Source organism: Acinetobacter sp. YH12226 (genome assembly GCF_013417805.1).
Lineage (GTDB): Bacteria > Pseudomonadota > Gammaproteobacteria > Pseudomonadales > Moraxellaceae > Acinetobacter.
Map to the genome: position 1 here is coordinate 1 of NZ_VPDG01000017.1, position 17,280 is coordinate 17,280.

The 17,280-nt window shown below is 40.5% G+C and carries 13 protein-coding genes and 1 rRNA gene; 6 read left to right on the forward strand and 8 right to left on the reverse strand.

What is annotated here, in order from left to right; translation table 11 throughout:
- Positions 1-114 (forward strand): 5S ribosomal RNA (rrf, locus tag FTV08_RS13160); the annotation flags it as partial.
- 197 nt (positions 115-311) lie between these two features.
- Here the strand turns inward: rrf and FTV08_RS13165 are convergent.
- Entirely contained in the window at positions 312-1,709 is a 1,398-nt protein-coding gene (locus FTV08_RS13165; protein WP_044110621.1) for a dihydrolipoyl dehydrogenase, read from the reverse strand.
- Between the two features lie 172 nt (positions 1,710-1,881).
- Between FTV08_RS13165 and FTV08_RS13170 the strand changes: the two genes are divergently transcribed.
- Entirely contained in the window at positions 1,882-10,008 is an 8,127-nt protein-coding gene (locus FTV08_RS13170; RefSeq protein ID WP_180087472.1) for an Ig-like domain-containing protein, read from the forward strand.
- A gap of 162 nt (positions 10,009-10,170) precedes the next feature.
- Here FTV08_RS13170 and FTV08_RS13175 read toward each other — a convergent pair whose 3' ends face one another.
- Positions 10,171-10,593 carry a beta-lactamase hydrolase domain-containing protein gene (locus FTV08_RS13175; protein WP_153566562.1) on the reverse strand — a complete coding sequence of 141 codons (423 nt, stop codon included), beginning with the start codon at positions 10,591-10,593 and terminating at the stop codon, positions 10,171-10,173.
- On the reverse strand, positions 10,586-10,921 hold the full coding sequence (locus FTV08_RS13180) for a TIGR01244 family sulfur transferase (protein ID WP_153566561.1): 336 nt from the start codon (positions 10,919-10,921) through the stop codon (positions 10,586-10,588). The genes FTV08_RS13175 and FTV08_RS13180 overlap by 8 nt, the downstream gene beginning before the upstream one ends.
- A gap of 125 nt (positions 10,922-11,046) precedes the next feature.
- Between FTV08_RS13180 and FTV08_RS13185 the strand changes: the two genes are divergently transcribed.
- Genes FTV08_RS13185 through FTV08_RS13195 form a run of 3 tightly spaced genes read left to right on the forward strand, consistent with a single transcriptional unit; the run spans position 11,047 to position 12,821 of the window.
- Complete coding sequence (locus tag FTV08_RS13185; RefSeq protein WP_180087473.1) at positions 11,047-11,943, forward strand: alpha/beta hydrolase; 897 nt, start codon at positions 11,047-11,049, stop codon at positions 11,941-11,943.
- Positions 11,944-12,375 carry a thioredoxin TrxC gene (gene trxC, locus FTV08_RS13190; RefSeq protein ID WP_005101783.1) on the forward strand — a complete coding sequence of 144 codons (432 nt, stop codon included), beginning with the start codon at positions 11,944-11,946 and terminating at the stop codon, positions 12,373-12,375. It begins immediately after the preceding gene.
- A gap of 5 nt (positions 12,376-12,380) precedes the next feature.
- Positions 12,381-12,821 carry an acyl-CoA thioesterase gene (locus FTV08_RS13195; protein ID WP_153566559.1) on the forward strand — a complete coding sequence of 147 codons (441 nt, stop codon included), beginning with the start codon at positions 12,381-12,383 and terminating at the stop codon, positions 12,819-12,821.
- Between the two features lie 61 nt (positions 12,822-12,882).
- Here the strand turns inward: FTV08_RS13195 and FTV08_RS13200 are convergent, their stop codons facing one another.
- Positions 12,883-13,386: a DUF4442 domain-containing protein gene (locus FTV08_RS13200; RefSeq protein ID WP_004645125.1), complete on the reverse strand. Its 504-nt coding sequence runs from the start codon at positions 13,384-13,386 to the stop codon at positions 12,883-12,885.
- Positions 13,387-13,411: 25 nt separating this feature from the next.
- Positions 13,412-13,900, reverse strand: a complete 489-nt coding sequence (locus tag FTV08_RS13205; protein WP_044110606.1) for a YajQ family cyclic di-GMP-binding protein — start codon at positions 13,898-13,900, stop codon at positions 13,412-13,414.
- A 91-nt stretch (positions 13,901-13,991) separates the two neighbouring features.
- Between FTV08_RS13205 and FTV08_RS13210 the strand changes: the two genes are divergently transcribed.
- A complete protein-coding gene (locus FTV08_RS13210; protein WP_005101788.1) occupies positions 13,992-14,306 on the forward strand; it encodes a rhodanese-like domain-containing protein in 315 nt (104 codons plus the stop codon).
- A gap of 205 nt (positions 14,307-14,511) precedes the next feature.
- Here FTV08_RS13210 and mnmC read toward each other — a convergent pair whose 3' ends face one another.
- From mnmC to FTV08_RS13225, 3 genes are read right to left on the reverse strand one after another with little or no spacing between them, the layout of a single operon-like run.
- Positions 14,512-16,410 (reverse strand): FAD-dependent 5-carboxymethylaminomethyl-2-thiouridine(34) oxidoreductase MnmC, encoded by a 1,899-nt coding sequence (mnmC, locus tag FTV08_RS13215; protein WP_180087474.1) that lies wholly within the window; start codon positions 16,408-16,410, stop codon positions 14,512-14,514.
- 39 nt (positions 16,411-16,449) lie between these two features.
- On the reverse strand, positions 16,450-16,959 hold the full coding sequence (locus tag FTV08_RS13220; RefSeq protein WP_005101791.1) for a hypothetical protein: 510 nt from the start codon (positions 16,957-16,959) through the stop codon (positions 16,450-16,452).
- Positions 16,960-16,964: 5 nt separating this feature from the next.
- Entirely contained in the window at positions 16,965-17,267 is a 303-nt protein-coding gene (locus FTV08_RS13225; RefSeq protein WP_005248149.1) for a YciI family protein, read from the reverse strand.
- Positions 17,268-17,280: the final 13 nt, after the last annotated feature.

Here is a 17,280-nt window from a genome sequence, read left to right on the forward strand (position 1 = left end):
CTGGCGACCATAGCAAGAGTGAACCACCTGATCCCTTCCCGAACTCAGAAGTGAAACCTCTTAGCGCTGATGGTAGTGTGGGGTTACCCATGTGAGAGTAAGTCATCGCCAGCTCATTATTCCAAAAGCCCTCTGCTCACGCAGGGGGCTTTTTTTATGCGTGGGGTTTCATGCTTACAACTTTTTCTATTGATATTTTCTGATCTAAAAAATGAGTTAAAGAGTAACAAGGTGCAGCTAAAACTTCAGAGCTATTAGCTGCACCATATTGTTTGAAGTAATTAAATTTTATCTATCCTTCTTTAAGATATTTAAGAATTGTCAATTACTTCCTGTTGATCAAGCTGACGACGAGCATGTTTAAATGCTGTTCTTAGCCCTTCTTCTAAAGTCGGATGATAGTAAGGCTTTGCCAGAATCTGATGAATATCCTGCTCTGCATCAATCATCCAGGCTAGTATGTGTGCTAGATGTTCGGCTTGAGGGCAGAATAATTCAGCACCTAATAATTTTCCTGACATTTTATCTATATATACTTCAGCCCCACCTTTATTTTCTGAAAGAATTAACGCGCGTCCCTGTCTTTCATAAGATACAAAGCCTCTAATATATTCCGTATTTTTCTCTTCTAGCTGTTTGAAACTTTGTCCAATAATAGCCATTTCTGGTTGGCTAAATACGATTGCCAAAGGAGTTAGGGCAGAAATAGGCTGAACATCTGGAAAATTTAAGCAGTTCTGGACCACTTCTTTACCATTATGGGCAGCTTCATGTTGAATTGGGACATCAGGGGCTGCATCGCCAACAATAAAAATAGGCAAGTTTTCTAATTGCTTGGTTTTTTTATTAATAGGTAGCTTTTTAACATCTTGGAATTCAGGATTAATTTTTTCCAAACCTAATCGATCTAAATTAGAACTACGTCCAGTAGCTGAGAGTACATAATCTACTTCAAGACTTTGTTTTTGATCATTCTCTATATAGTCAATTTTTACCTGATCAGTAAGGAGTTTGACTTGATTAGGTAAAGTTTTAAATTTGATATCCAGCTCGTTATTTAATTGCTCTCTAACCAAAGCTTGTAGAGTTGGACTGGTGAGTGCACCTATTTTCTGACTACGAGCAAACATAGTAGTACGTACCCCTAAACGTTGCATGGCTTGAGCCAATTCAATTGCAATAACGCCACTACCAATCACTGCTAAGGATTTAGGTAGCTGTGTAAGTTCAAAGATTTCATCAGATGTCAGGAGTTTATCGCCTAGTTCATCTTTTAAGGTAGCATCAAAATTTGGTCGAGAGCCTACTGCAATAATAAAACTTTTAGCTTGATAAGATTTTCCTTCTACTTGGACTGTTTGAGCATTAGTAAATTTGGCGTGACCAGATACCTTATGGGCTGGATTCCATTGTTCTACTTCTTTTAAAGTGGCCCGAATATAATGATTACGAAGCTTATGTAAGCGCTCCATAACGACCGAAGTATTTATTACAGCATCATGTTGTAATCCAAGATTTTCTGCAGTTTTTATCTCATGCATACGGTTAGCAGAAGAAATCAGAAGCTTGCTCGGCATACAGCCTACACGAGCACATGTAGTCTCCCATGAACCGGCATTAATAATTAAAATATTTTGGGTATATTTAATAGCTTCTTTATAGGCACTGATTCCTGCTGTGCCTGCGCCGATAATAATAATGTCATACATAAAATGCTTACCAATTCTCAGAACATGAATATTTATATGCATGATTTACAATGTTTCTGATGTAAATTATGTAACTAGATTGCATATTTTTGCTATTTTGAGTAAATTTTGTGTAAAAGCCAGAAGATTAACTTTTATGGCAGCTTAACTATTATATGCAGTGGGAAAAAACATGAGTTTGTTTATAAATTTAAAAAAATTAGGGGTTAACACGACTGTTTTAGCAACATCGATTTCTTTAGTTGCATGTGGCGGGGGGGGGAGTGACGGTTACTATAATAATGACAATAATAGTCAACCAAATACAGGAGGAAATAATGGAGGCGGCAATGAATCTACAGATAATACAGCTCAAGTTCCAGAAAGCTTGAATATTAGTTTGCAAGATTCGAGTGGCCAAAATATTGTTCAGGTTGTAGATAATTCAACTGTACAAATTGCTGTTCAGGTCTTAAATGCAGATAAAGGTGGAATTTCTAGCAAAAATGTACGATTAGCGATTAATGATTCAGATAAATTAGGTGTAACAAGCAAAAGTTCCTTAGTTGCTACAGCTGAAGATGGCATTGCTATTTTTGAGCTTAAAATTCCTTCAATTAATATTGAATCTGGTAAAGTACAATTAACTGCAACTGTAGATGGCACACAAGTTAAACAGGTATATACCCTTAATATTAAAAAATCTAGTGTAATTGTTAGTGATTATACTCTAGATGTGCCACAAGGCCTTACGATTGATTTACCAAATGGGGCAGTTGAATTTTTTGTCCAAGTGACTGATCCAAAAGGTGGTTCTAAGTCAGGACAAACCGTTGAATTGTCTTTACCTGCTGAGTTACAAGGATTGCTTGTAATTAGCAACGGATCATCTGTACAGACAGATAGTGAAGGTAAAGCAAATTTTAAACTTGTAGCAAATAAAAATTTAACTGCGGCACAAATTCAACAGCTTGTAGATACATCTAAAATACTAAACTTTAAACTCATTGATGAGCATCGTGCAGAAAAGCAAGCAACTACGTCTCTAACATTTAAAGATATTGCAACAATTGTCGATAAACTTGAAATTATTAAGCCTGATGCACCGATTGCTGCAAAAAATGGCGAAGCACGTATTCGTGTATATGCCAAAAATTCCAATAAACAAGATTTAGCAGGTAAAAAAGTTCGCCTGGAGACCAATCAATCTGGTCGTGGTGTGACCTTGGATAAAACTGAAGCCATTACAAATGCACAAGGTTATGCGGAATTTATCCTAAAAAGTAATTCTGATACACCACTTGCTTTGAAGGATGAAGGGATTGAACTTAAAGCAACTTTCCTAGAGAACCCTGAGAAATTCGCGACCATTACTGTTGATGTCATTACTGCAGATGATAGTGCAACCGATCAAGAAGCTATTCAACGTCTAGAAATCGCTTCATCTTATAAAATCAATGCAATGTCTGACAGTGTTGAAATTAAGGTAAAAGCGATTGCGAACAATGGACATGCTGCGAAAAAAGGTAAAATCAAACTTACCTTGAATAGCGAAGCTGTAGCGAATGCTGTTAAGTTAGAAGGCAGTAGTGATGGTGTTAACTTTGATTTAAATGAAAGTCAGTCTGTCGGTGCAGAGGGTTATGTCACTTTCAGAATTAAAACACCAGCATCGCAAACAGCAGCAGCTGTAGAAGCATTAAAGGCTTCAGGGATCACAGCGACGTTTACAACAGATAACGGTATTAGCAATAATATTAAAATTGTTGTTGAAGATAAGGCTGTTGCAACTGAAGCAGTTAAGTATCTCTTAATTGACCCAATCAATGAAAACTTTGATCCTACCAAGAACCAAGACATTACAATTAAAGTAAAAGCAATTGGTGAAAAAGGTGGCCCTCTTAAAAATGAAAAAGTATCAATTAAATCTTTACTTTCAGATGATCAGCTGAATAAGTTGAGTCTAAGTTTAAGTACAGCTGCTGAAGTTTTAACAGATGCAGATGGTTATGCAACGTTTGTTTATAAGTATCAATATAATAAATCTGCAGAACAGCAGGCGTTGGCTAAGCAAGGGATTACTTTTACATCCACGGCATTATCTAATCAAAAGACTCAAACGATTAAAGTTAACTTCAATACAAAGAGTGTCAGTGACAAAGTCAGCCTTGATTACTTTACTTTAGATACTGATGGCTTAGCTCAAATCGCACTTAATCAACAAACTGAAATTATAGTACGTACGCAAGCCTTTGGTATTGATGGTGCAGTTCTTGCAAATCAAGAATTAGCTATTGGTATTGATGAAACTGCGATTTCAAATGGTGTTTCATATACCACAGCAACTAAGCTTGTATCGGATGCACAAGGTGAAGTTGAATTTAAATTAAAAGTTGCAGCACGTAATTTAACTGAATTAAATACCTTAATTGAAAAAGGCCTAACTGTTGCAGTAGTGTCTTATCGTAATGATGGTTCTAAGCATTCAGTTACTCGTAAAATTGACTTAGTTTCAAACTCGATTATTGACACTGGAACGAGTCAAGTGGATTACCTCATGGTAGATCCAATCTTAACCCGTTTTGACTATACGCAAAATCAAGAAATTACCGTTCGTGTAAAAGCATTAGATGTCAATGGAAGCCCATTAGCAAAAGAAAAAATTCAATTAAAATCTGCCCTAACTAATCAGCAGATGCAGCAGTTAGGCTTAAGTTTTACGACCCAAGCAGAACAAATTACTGATGCATTAGGTTATGCAACGTTTAAACTTAGTTACCAATATAACGAAACGCCTGGACAAGAAGAGCTTGCGAAAAAAGGTCTTACTTTCAATGCTTTGGCAAATGGTAAGGTCAGCAATATTCGCATTAACTTTAAGGCTCCGAGCGATAGTATCGACTTAAGTTTCTTTACTGTCGATACAGATGGACAAGCCTTAATTTCGACCACTACAGATACACCGATCAAGATCCGTGTCAAGGCAATGGGTACAGATGGTAAGGTTTTAGCTAACCAACGTATTAGTATTGGGATTGATAATACTGCAGTTTCAAATGGCGTAACGTATGCAACCTCTAACAACCTAGTTACAGATGCATTAGGTAATGCTGAGTTCGTTTTAAATGCGAAACCAAAAAATAAAGATGAACTGAATGCATTGCTTGCGAGTGGTGTAACAGTCGCTGTTAAAGCAACTGCAAAAGATGGTTCTGAATATACAACGCTAAGAACGATTAAGCTTATTGAGCAAGAGCAAGCATCGCAAGTATCTTCACTACTAATCGATCCGTTACAAGCAGCATATGACTATACAAAAGACCAAACAATTCAAGTACGCGTGAAAGCGATTGGTCAAGCTGGTCAGTCTTTACGTAATGAAAAAGTGAGCTTAACGACAGCCCTTAGTGCACAAGAGTTAGCTGATCTGAATTTAAGTCTTGTTGGTGATGCGACGAAACTGACTGATGATTATGGTTACGTGACATTCACATTTGACTATAAATACAATGCACAGTCTCCTGCACAAAAGAAACTGCTAAATGGTTTTGAAATTACAGCAACTGCCAATGGAAAGACGAATAATACGATTATTAACTTTAAAGCACCTGCAAATGAACAAGAAATCAATCTTGATTATTTAGTGGTATCTACAGGTGGGCGTGCAGTTATCTCAACCGATCAACCAACAGAAGTGATGATTACAGCAACTGCATTGGCAACAAATGGTCAGACATTAAAAGACCAGACTGTGAAAATTGAATTGAATGAAACAGAAACCAATAGTGGTATTTCATTTAATTCTGCGACAGAAGTTGTGACCAATGCACAAGGACAAGCCACATTTAAAGTCAACATTGCACCAGAAAATGCATCTGAATTAGATGCATTGCTTGCATCTGGTTTGAATGTTCGTTTATCTGCACAGCGTGTAGATGGTTCTGCATACAAAGTATCAAGAAAAGTTGAACTTTATAAGTCAGAAGCAGAAGCACCAAGTGAAGTCGATTATCTGATCATTGATCCAATTAGTGTTTATGATTACAGTAAAAATCACACCATTGCGGTACGAGTGAAGGCGATTGGTGAAGATGGTAGCGCATTACGTAATGAAAAAATTACATTGCGTCCTGAAAACATCTCAAGTACAGAATTAGCGAAACTTAATTTGAGTTTAAATGGTGCTGCTGAGCAATATACCGATGATCAAGGCTATGCTGTCTTCGAATTTAGCTATAACTACGATGCACAATCTACAGAGCAAAAAAACCTTGCATTGAAAGGTGTAGCGTTATTGGCGACTGCAAATGGTAAAGAGCAACGCACGGTTATTAACTTTGCGGAAACTCAAACTAATACGCTTGATTTTCTTGTCATTGATATGATTGGTAAAGCTGTCATTGATACGGATGTAGAAACTAAAGTTGCGTTGTCTGTGCTTGCAAAAGGTACTGATGGCGCAGTATTGGCAAATCAAAATGTTCAGATTGAATTGACCAATGAAAATGGAATTAATCTTCTTACCGCTTCATCTGTTGCAACGGATGCAGAAGGTTATGCCAAATTTGAATTCAGTGTGCATCCGAAGAACCAACAGGAATTAGAAGCATTATTGGCAAATGGCGTAACAGTGAAAGTGTTATCAGCTGTCGCCGATGGGTCTGTTCGTCAAGCTCAACGTAAAGTTGAATTGGTACAAGCTGAAGAGCAATTTGAATCTAAAGTTGAGACTTTAGTCATTGATCCAGTATTAAACTCATTTGACTATACTCAAGATCATAAGATTCAAGTACGCGTAAAAGCACTAGATGTCGATGGTGGCACGCTTAAAAATGAAAAAGTTGCGATCACCACGGATGTTCAAAATAAGTTAGCACAGTTGAACTTTAGCTTAAATGGTGCCGCTGAACAGTTTACAGGTGATGATGGTTATGCAACGTTTGTATTTGAATATCAATATGCAAATACCACAGTACAGCGTGATATCTTAAATGGTGTGACTGTAACAGCAACTGCAAACGGAAAAACGCAGACAGCAAAATTGAACTTTAGAGAGTCTTTGACTTCAGAAGCTTTAGATTATATCTCTATTGATACAGATGGTTATGCTGCGATCGAAGAAAACGTACAAACTGATATTACAGTTAAGGTACGTGCAATAAATGTGGGTGGTACAGCACTTGCTAATCAAGATGTAACGATCAGCTATAATGAACAAGCGCATAAGAATGGTATTTATTTACTTGATCCAACAGGTGCGAACATTGGTGCGCAAACCTTTGCACAAAAAACTGATGCTGATGGTTATGTGACCTTCACCTTTAAGGCATTGCCACGTAATAAGGGCGAAGTTCAAAACTTGATTAGCGACCTTGAGTCAGGTGATTTACAGGTTACATTAACAGCTAAACGTGCTGATGGTTCGAATTATGAAGCTTCTCGCCGTATTGATTTAAGAGCTCCTGATGTTGAATCTACACCTGCAGAGGTTTTAATTGATCCAATTCTGCAAGCATTTGATTATTCAAAAGATCAAAAAATTATTGTACCAGTAAAAGCGTTATCTGCTGATAAGGGTGCTTTACAGGGTGCAAAAGTTACGATTAATACACCGGATTTAACCCTAGAGCAGTTAAAAACAGCACAATTCACTTTAACAGGTGAAGCAACTAAGCTTACTGATGCCAATGGTTACGCTTATTTTGAGTTTGAATATAAAGTTGCAGGTACTCAAGAGCAGATTAAGTTGGTAAGTCCAGGTGTTCGTATCACGGCGAAAACCAGCAATGGTAAAGCTGCTGTTCAAACCTTGAACTTTAAATCACCAAATGCCGGGCAGATTCTAGATTACTTTACCTTAGATGCATCTGATTATGTTGTTACATTGGGTGTGAATACACCTAAGACGATTCAGGTGACAATTAATGCGAAAGATACACAAGGTAAGGCTTTTGCAAACCAAGTCGTTTCACTTGGGTTAAATGAAGCTGCTTTAAGAAGTGGTGTAAGTTTTGCTTCACCATCTCAAGTCATGACAGACAGTAATGGTCTTGCAATATTTGAAGTAACGATTAATCCTCAAAATCAAGCTGAAATTGAGAATCTAGCTGCAAATGATTTGGAATTTACTGCGACTGCACGACGTGCTGATGGTTCTGCATACACGTTAGTTCGTAAAGTTGAATTAGAGAAAGCCACTGTGGTTTTACCAGACTTAGCAGATCTTGTCTTTACGACAGTTGATGGTGACCCATTAGATACAATTTCTGTTCTCGGTGGTGAGACTCGCGTCAAAATTACAGCAGTTGATGAAAAGGGTAATCCTATTCCAAATACACCAATTGCAATTGCTTTATCTAGTCTCACTTCTAGTCGTGTGTCATTAAGCAATATACCAACTCAAACGAATAGTGATGGTGAAGCTGAATTTACCGTGACCGTAGCCGAGGGCGTTTATGATGCTAGTTTGATCAAAAATGGTATTGTCTTTGCCGTAGTTGGTACGAACTTAAATAATGGCGATCGTTTACAGCAAACAAGTGTAATTAGTATCACCGCTCCAGCAAATGCTTTAAATCCGCGTTTAACATCAGATGTAAAAACAGTGACAGCTGGGCAAACAGTTAAAGTGTATGCAGCTGTTAAAGATGAAATGGGGATTAATACTGCAGCTGGTACACCAATGCGATTGACTCTGAATCCAGAAGCGATAGCTGCAGGTATTAAGCTGAGTGCTGACGGAGTGGTAATACAAGGAAATGGTTCAGTGCCAATTGACTTAATTATTCCACAAGGTATTACATCTGCTGCTTTAGAATCTATTGTAGTAACAGGAACTATCCGTGATCCACGCGGTAATGAAATTCAGACGAAGCTAAATTTTGCTGTTCAAGATATTAGTAATCCTTATCACTTAACTATTGATAGTAGTCGTGTGTCATTAAGTTCAGCAGGTGATAGTGCATTTGTGACGGTTAAACTTCTTGATAAGAATCAAGGCGGTGTTGCGAATGAAAAAGTTAGCTTAGCTATTGCTGATCCGCGAAATGCGACTAGTATTAAAGGGGCTTCACAGCTCATTACTAATCAATTTGGTGAAGCTGTATTTGAAGTATCGATGAAATCACTACAAGGTACATTAGTATTACCAGTTCTACCAATCGAATTAACGGCAACCCATACCACCGCAACAGGTGCTTCAGTAAGTCTACCTGGCAGTATTCAAGTGCACTCACCAACAGTTTTAGCGCCAGAATTGGACTTAAAAATTAAAGTATCTAAAGATAAGTTAAATGTCCGTGGTGATTCTTTCGAAGTATCAGTATTGGTAGTAGACTTAGATGGTTCAAGTCAAGCTGGTAAAGCAGTTACATTAACAATTCCTCAATATAATCAAAATGGTGCATATATTCATGGCGCATCTACTATTGAAAGTGATGAGAATGGTTGGGCAAAATTTTCAATTGTAATTGATGAAAGTTTACGTAATCCAACCTATGACTTCGTTGCTGCTGATTTACGTGTAGAAGCTGTAGTTAAAGATACGCAGAATACAGAGCGACGTGTACCGCATGTGATTGATGTGGTAAATTCCGAAGTGCCAGTAACGATTGGTTCTATTGCGGTTAATTTTAATCCAACAGAGCTTACATCAACAGGTAACGGTATTTATTATCAAAAAGAAGGTTCTGTTCAGCTGGTTGATGTTGATGGGAAGCCAGTGGCAAATCAGGATGTAGTTTTAGATATTCGTCCAACTTCTTATGTTTTAGGTGAATGGAAATATGAAATTCAGAAAGATGCATGGAAAATAGTTGAGCAACCTGGTGTCGATGTGGATGGCAATCCTATTACCTTAAAAGTTAAAGAACTAGATGCGGTTTATCCATTTACGAATCTAAAAGGTTGGATTAAACCAGGTGATTATTATTATCCATTAGTAGGTACAATACCTGCACAAGTTCAAGATAAAAACTCAGCAACGACATGTACGGTGGATCCAACAACAACAAGTTGGATGGCTAATGGTCAGGCATTACGTGTGGTTCGTTTCTTAGGTGGTACAGCAAATAATAGTACGACTCACCCATATACCGCGACCTATCGTACAGATAGTACTGGTAGGTTTGACTTCATCATTGAATATCCAAAAGCAAATGCTCATTGGATCGCAGTAGAAGTAGGAGCGAAAACTACACTTGCACAAACACCAACTAGAGGCTATACAACATTAACATTGCCAAGTTTAAGTAGTGATTATGCTGCTGATGGAAGTTATGCACCTAACCGCGTAAGTCCATATACAACATGTGTCAACTAATAATCTAATCTGACGAAAAAACAGCGCTTCGGCGCTGTTTTTTATGGGGGTTGAAATTTAAAAACTTAAATCGACGTCCCTACACTCACACCCACAGTCGGCTTCAAATTCATTGAACTACAACCGAAAAAGTTCAAGCTTAGACATAACACGACCAAAATTTTATTCATGAATCAATCCTTGAGATTTCGCCTGATTGAACAAAGCTGCTGAACGTGTACCACTTCGGCAAACCATCAAAATCGGTTTAGGCAGCTCATTATAATATCGCGCAAATTCCTCAATATTGGCTTGAGAAATTTGGCCACTCACTACAGGCTGATAAATCACACTCACTTGAGATTTCTCCGCAATGGAGCGTAGTTGACTCACCGTGACATTATTACCAGTCTCCTGATCAGGGCGGTTTACAATTACAGATTTAAAACCTTGCTGAATCAATTGCTGGAACTTGCTTGGTGTCATTTGCCCCGTGACACTCACCGTAGAGGTCAGCGCACGGCTAAGGTCATTTGCAGCAAAAACAGGTGTAATACAGCTAAAACAGGTTGCTAGTAACACACCTTTCCAAAACGACTTAGTCATCCAGCAGGTCCATCTGTTTTGCCAGCTGATATAAATTATTCGAGCGGTTTCCAGTACGACAGAACATCAGGATAGGTTTTGGCAATTCATTGTAATGATTGGCAAAAGTGCGTACATCAAGCTCCGTAATCTGACCGGCTACTACTGGCTGGAATACATAATCCAGACCGGCATTGCGTGCAGCTTCCTCGATTTGTGCACTGGTTGGCTGCTCGGCACCACCTTCCATGTCCGGACGGTTGTTGATAATCGATTTAAAGCCTTTCTCAACCACTTGGATTACGTGTTCCGGACCAATTTGACCTGCAAAACCTACATTTTCGCTCATGACGCCACTCCATCATTTCATTTATATCGATATGCTTTATGATAGCATTAAGCTGAAAACATGCTGAACCTGTTCTGAAATTTTTATAAATGATGATAACCATAAGATAACGCAATGGAGCGCGTATGCAGGCTTATACAGTTGAACCACTGTATGTCAAAAGCGGTCAGGAAGTGATTGCTGCAGATTTTTATCGGCCTAAAAATATAGAAAAACCCGCCGTAATTTTGATGGCACATGGTCTGGCTGCCTTACGTCAATTTAAACTGGTGCAATATGCCCAGCGTTTTGCCGGTGCCGGCTATGCGGTGGTTTTATTTGACTATCGCTATTGGGGCGGCAGCACTGGGCGTCCACGTGAACTGGTGTCGATCAATGCCCAGCTCGATGACTGGCGAACCATGATCAGACATATTCAGGAACGCAAATCGATTGACAGTAAACGGATCGTGCTCTGGGGTACGGCCTTAAGTGGTGGGCATGTATTGACACTTGCAGCAGAGCTGAAAAATATTCAGGCGGCGATGGTACAGGTGCCTTTTGTCGATGGGGCTGAAAGTGCCCAACTATATCCTTTACAGCAACTCCCCAAGGCGCTTAAAGTTTCCAGTCAGGATTATATGGGGGCCAAGGTTGGTATGGCACCAAAAACCTTACCTGTAGTTGATCCGCATGAGCTATGTTTTATGCCGACACAGGACAGTTATGAAGGTTATCTGTCGATTGTCAATCCGGATTATTACTGGAGTGGTCATATTCCTGCACGGGCATTCTTTAAACTGATGCGCTATCGGCCGATTCAGGAAGTCAGAAAGATTAACATTCCAGTCCTGTTTATTGCGGCAAAACTGGATAGTCTGATTCCAATTGAATCCAGTCGGGAAACTGCGACCAATATTGCACCATTTGTGCAATATCATGAGTGGAATATCCGGCATTTTGATATTTATCATGGGGAATGGTTTGAAAAAGCAGTTTCGACCCAATTAGAATTCTTACATCAACATATTGGAGTGCGCTAGATGATTATTGTATGTCCGGAATGTCTGGCCAAAAACCGTGTCCCTGAAGATAAACTCACTGCCAACCCTGCTTGTGGTCAATGTCATCAAGCCCTGATTCCACTGGTACCAATTGAGCTGAATGAGCAGAATTTCAGCCAGTTTGTCACGCATAGTGACTTGCCAATCCTGATTGATCTCTGGGCAGAATGGTGTGGTCCCTGTAAAATGATGGCACCGCATTTTGCGACTGTCGCCCAGCAATATCCAAATGTGGTTTTTGCAAAAATTGATACAGAAGCGAATCCTCGCTTAAGTTCGGCATTTAATGTTCGTAGTATTCCGACGCTGGTGTTGATGAATAAAAGCAACGAAATTGCTAGAATAAGCGGTGCATTACGGTCAAGCGAGCTGCAAAAATGGCTTGATCAGCAGTTAAATACCCAACCCTAATTCAAATGCCTGGAGTGAAAGTGTCAGATTCTCAAGTAAGACCAGAGGGGATTCTTTCCCTACAGACGATCGCAATGCCTGCAGATACCAACTGGAGTGGTGATGTCTTTGGTGGCTGGATCGTTTCACAAATGGACTTGGCAGGCGCGATTCACGCAGAACGATTTTCAAAGGGACGTTGTGCCACGATTTCGATTAACCAGATGACTTTTCTGGTACCGGTAAAAGTCGGAGACGTGATTAGTTGTTATACCAAAATTCTCAAAGTTGGCAAGACATCTATCCAGATGGAAATCGAGGTTTGGGATAGCCATGATGATTCACGCCCCCCAATTCGGGTAACTGAAGGTGTGTTTACCTTTGTTGCTGTAGATGTCAAAGGCAACAAACGTCTGATTCCAGAAGAAGCGAAACAGAAGCTTTTAGAATCGCAAACAGCACAATGATGACTTGAAATAAAAAAATCCCAGATTTAATGTCTGGGATTTTTTTGTCTAAAAGAAGAAATTATGATTTCTTGAGCTGGCTCTTGGCAATCCAAGCCCAGAGCATTTCACATTGAATGGGGGCTTCACCTGATTCATCCGTGACGGTGACCTGAACCAGGGTTTCACCTTTATCCGAGTTTTGCATCAGGGCTTGCTGCTCCGACGTGAGCGTAGCAACAGCAGTCATGGCACCGCGTGTCGGGCGCTTAAAATCAACCTTTAAGCTTTTGATCAGTACAATTGCTGTATCCGGAACATTCATTGCCGTCACAAAGCCGGTCGCTGTTTCTGCCAGCAGGGCCATTGCACATGCATGGATTTGTCCGATATGGTTCTGCATGGCTTTATGATTGGCCATACTTACTACCACTTTGGACGCACTCATTTCCTCATAACGAATCTTGGCAGAGCCGACCATCGGGACCACCCGGCCAAAAGTTTTACTTAACAAAGCAGTACGAATGCCTTGCGGTAATCGTGCAGTGGCTTTGACTAATCTGGCTAATCGGTTGTTCTTTGCCATAATTCCTTCTACAGACGTTGCTGTCTTAATCTTTAAAGTTATTGAACTGTAAAGGCAAACCAAATTGCTGTTCTTTCAAGAATGCCATTACTTGCTGCAATGTATCGCGTTTTTTATCAGTCACACGAATCTTGTCGCCCTGAATAGAAGATTGCGCCTTAATCCCACTTTCTTTAATGGCTTTATTAATTTTTTTTGCGGTATCTGAGTCAAGACCATCTTTAAGCTTGATCACCTGAATCACATTTTTGCCAGAAGCTGTCATTTTTTGTGGGTCAAGCGCCTGAATATCGACTTTGCGTTTAAAGAAATGACTTTCCAGCATGCTATAGACTTGTTCACACTGGAAATCACTTTCAGTCGAGATTTTGATTTCCTTGTTTTTTTCATTCAGTTCAATAGAAACGTGCTGACCACGGAAATCAAAGCGGGTCGCGATTTCTTTTTGGGTGTTTTGAACTGCATGATTTACTTCAAAAATTTCTAATTCAGAAACAATATCGAAAGAAGGCATAGTTTAGACCTTTACAAAGGGAAAGAATATCTGAGATGCTAGGGATGTTTTCTTCATTTGCCAAGTGTTGTTTACATCAAAGGAGTGCGCAATGATCCGTAAACAAGAAATTACAACATTTGAGTTCCCAGAAAATGCAATTATCTGGGATGTACGCGATTCAAGTGCTTTTGCTGAAGCACACGTGAAAGGGGCGGTGAATCAGCCCATTAACGATCTTTCAGCAGAAAGCCTAACTCAGGTGTCAGCGGATCAACCCATTTACATCTTGTGTGGTGGGGGCAGTAAAGCTCCACGTGCTGCGGAAAAACTAGAGGGTTTTGACAGCTCACGTGAATATGTCATTCTGATGGGTGGTACTCGTGCTGCCCGTGATGCAGGCTTACCGCTTGAACAGGGTGTATAAGCATTCTGTCAAAAAAAGCGCCGCAAGGCGCTTTTTTAATGGGGCTAATATTTTTCCCTCTCCTTTTAGGAGAGGGGTAGGGAGAGGTAAAATATTCACAATAAAATAAAACCCTCATCCGATTCCTCACTTGCGCTGCGTTTTAAAGCAGTGCTTTAAAATTTTCTCAGGAGAGGGAACTTTTCTCTTTAAAAAGGCAGGAGGATTAGACTTGAGGCTTAAAATACGGTTTCTTCATTTTCACTTTCTTTTGAAAACGAGTCACACTGAGTTTTTTTACTAAACTGGATGGCACCGGACAGGCTTCACCGAGAATCTGGGCTGCCAGAATTTCACTGCAGAGCGGCGCAAACAGAAAACCTTTAGAACCGAGACTGGCAAAGCTGTAAATTTCCTCATCCACTTTCATTTTACCCAGTAGGGGAAAATAATCCTGACTTTGCGCGCGTACCGAGGCACGACCTTGCCAAGTCTCGGTAGCTGGTAATGATTGTGCATATTCTGGGAAGACACTGTGGATCAGTTCGTAGTTATGCACATGGTCTTCTGCTAACACCTCGATATCATCCCGACCTGGATAGAAAGAAGCACCCAAGATCAGATGTTCAGCATCCAGTTGCATACAATAACCGCCGTAGCTATAGGCAATATTTTGACTTAAAGGCTGAGTTTTATTGTTTAGCCAACTGACCTGTCCGCGAATCGGTTTCAAAACCGGATAATCTGCAAAGAATTGTGCTGTTTCTCGCGCAGTACAGACAATGACATGATCAAATTCACCTAGATCCTGTTCATCTGAAAATAGCTGAGGTTTTGTAGCCGCTTCAATATGGCTAATTTTGGCCTGTTTATATCGGATATTTACATTCTGTAGAATTTCATCACGCAATTGATGAGGAGAAACCGCGCCAGCTTCTAGTAATTTTAAACTTGGAAATGCAGTTTGAAGCTCTTGCGACTCTGTATCTTGTACAGCAAGAATTTCTTCAGGATATTCATCTGCCAATCCTAAAAGCTGTTCAGGATTTTTTAAGGCAAGCTGATTGACCTGAATCGGGCGGAAAGCTTTAAATTTTTGGTAATGATTTAAGGCATGTTGCCAGGCCAATGTCATCAGATGTTCAGCACTTTGCTCAACCGGACAGAGTTTGGGATTGAGCAAAGCCAGTGGATTGCCAGAACCTCCTGAGAGTGGCGCTGACTGGTCGTAAATCGTGACTTGATGACCACGTTGAGCGAATGCCCAGGCTGTACTTAAACCGGCGATTCCAGCGCCAATCACAGCGATTTGGCTAGGTCTGATATTGGTCTCTGTATCTCGCTCAGTTTTTTTTTGAGTGATTTCTTGTATTAATGAACTTTCAGTCTCTTCAGCCGGATTCCAGATCGCTTTCAGCATTTCACGCTTATGCTTAAAACCACGTGGGCGGGAAATTGAAATCCCATGATTTTTTAAGCCACGTTTTAAGACGCCAGCAACACTGAAAGAGGCGAAAGTGGTACCGATCTCGGATAAACGTACAATATTATTTAAAACATTTTCTTCCCACATGTCTGGATTGCAGGAAGGCGCAAAACCATCCAGGAACCAAGCGTTCACCGGCGCAGTTTTTTCAATTACCGGGAAAACATCATGTGCATCACCCAGCCATAGATCCAGACTGAATCGCTCTTCAGGAAAACTGAGACGATGACAGCCGGCAATTGGCATCGGATATTGAGAGATGAGTTGATGAGCTAAAGGCTTGAGTTCTGGCCAGGCATTTAAGGCTCGAATCAGATCGGTTTTAGAAAGAGGGAATTTTTCAACTGAAATCGCATGCAGATGACTGTGATTGTCCGGACGCACCTGTTGCCAGAGCTGCCACAGGGCCAGAATATTTAAACCAGTACCAAAACCCGTTTCACCGACACAGAAATATTCAAAAGGTTTTAAATCTGCCAGACGCGTACTGAGATCATTGCCATTTAAAAAGACATGCCGGGTTTCCAGCAAGCCATTGTCTTTGGAAAAATACACATCACCAAATTGCTTGGATACAGGCACATCAATACCATCCACCAATTGCCAATCCAGATCAGCAGTTTGAATTGCGTGTGACAAAACGGGTACAACCTTAAAGATATCGGGAAGGGCTATAGCTTACCATTGACGGCGACGTTTGGTATAAACATAGCTCGCGATCAGGAAGCCGAGCAATACCCCCACAGCCAGGGTTGCAGCGCCGTAGAGGAACATCTGGGCACTGCGTTCGCTTTGCAGTACTTGTACCTGAACCCCTAGATTGTCATTCTTGAGCTGCAATTCCTGATTTTGCGATAGTGCTTCCAGATTGGCTTTTTCCAGTTGCTGCAAACGGGTGGCCTGATCTTTGACTAAGGCTTTGACCTTGGCCTCTTGCTGGGCTTTCAGCTTGGCGATTTCTTCTGCAGTTAACGGTTTATTCTCGGCAGGTGGCACTGGCTGGGCAGAAGTCGCTACGGCAGGAATAATGGCAGGTTTCGGCGTAGACTGGGTTTGGGCAGTCGCCGCTGTCCCTTGAGGTTGTGCTGTCTGATTTTCCTGAATCACAGGAGCAGGCGCAACTTCGACTGCCCATACTGGAGAAATCATAAAACATAGGCCAATGATACTGGCAGTAACAACACGCATGAACCTTATCCTTGAGGGAATGCTTTATTGAATGGTTTGACATCGATGTGTTCGTACACACCTTCTTTTAAGAAAGGTTCATCCTGTAGCCATCTGTCCAATGCTTCACGACTGTCAAAATCGACAATAATGGTACTGCCATAAAAACCGGCCTGCGGATTGGCTGGATCTTTAGGCATGGCACCTGCAACAATCAGGCGACCTTCAGCATTTAACTGTTCCAGACGTGCAAGATGTTGTGGACGAATCGCGAGGCGTTTTTCAACTGTACCTTCCCGATCGGTACAGCTAACGACGAATAATGGCATGATGACTCTCAAT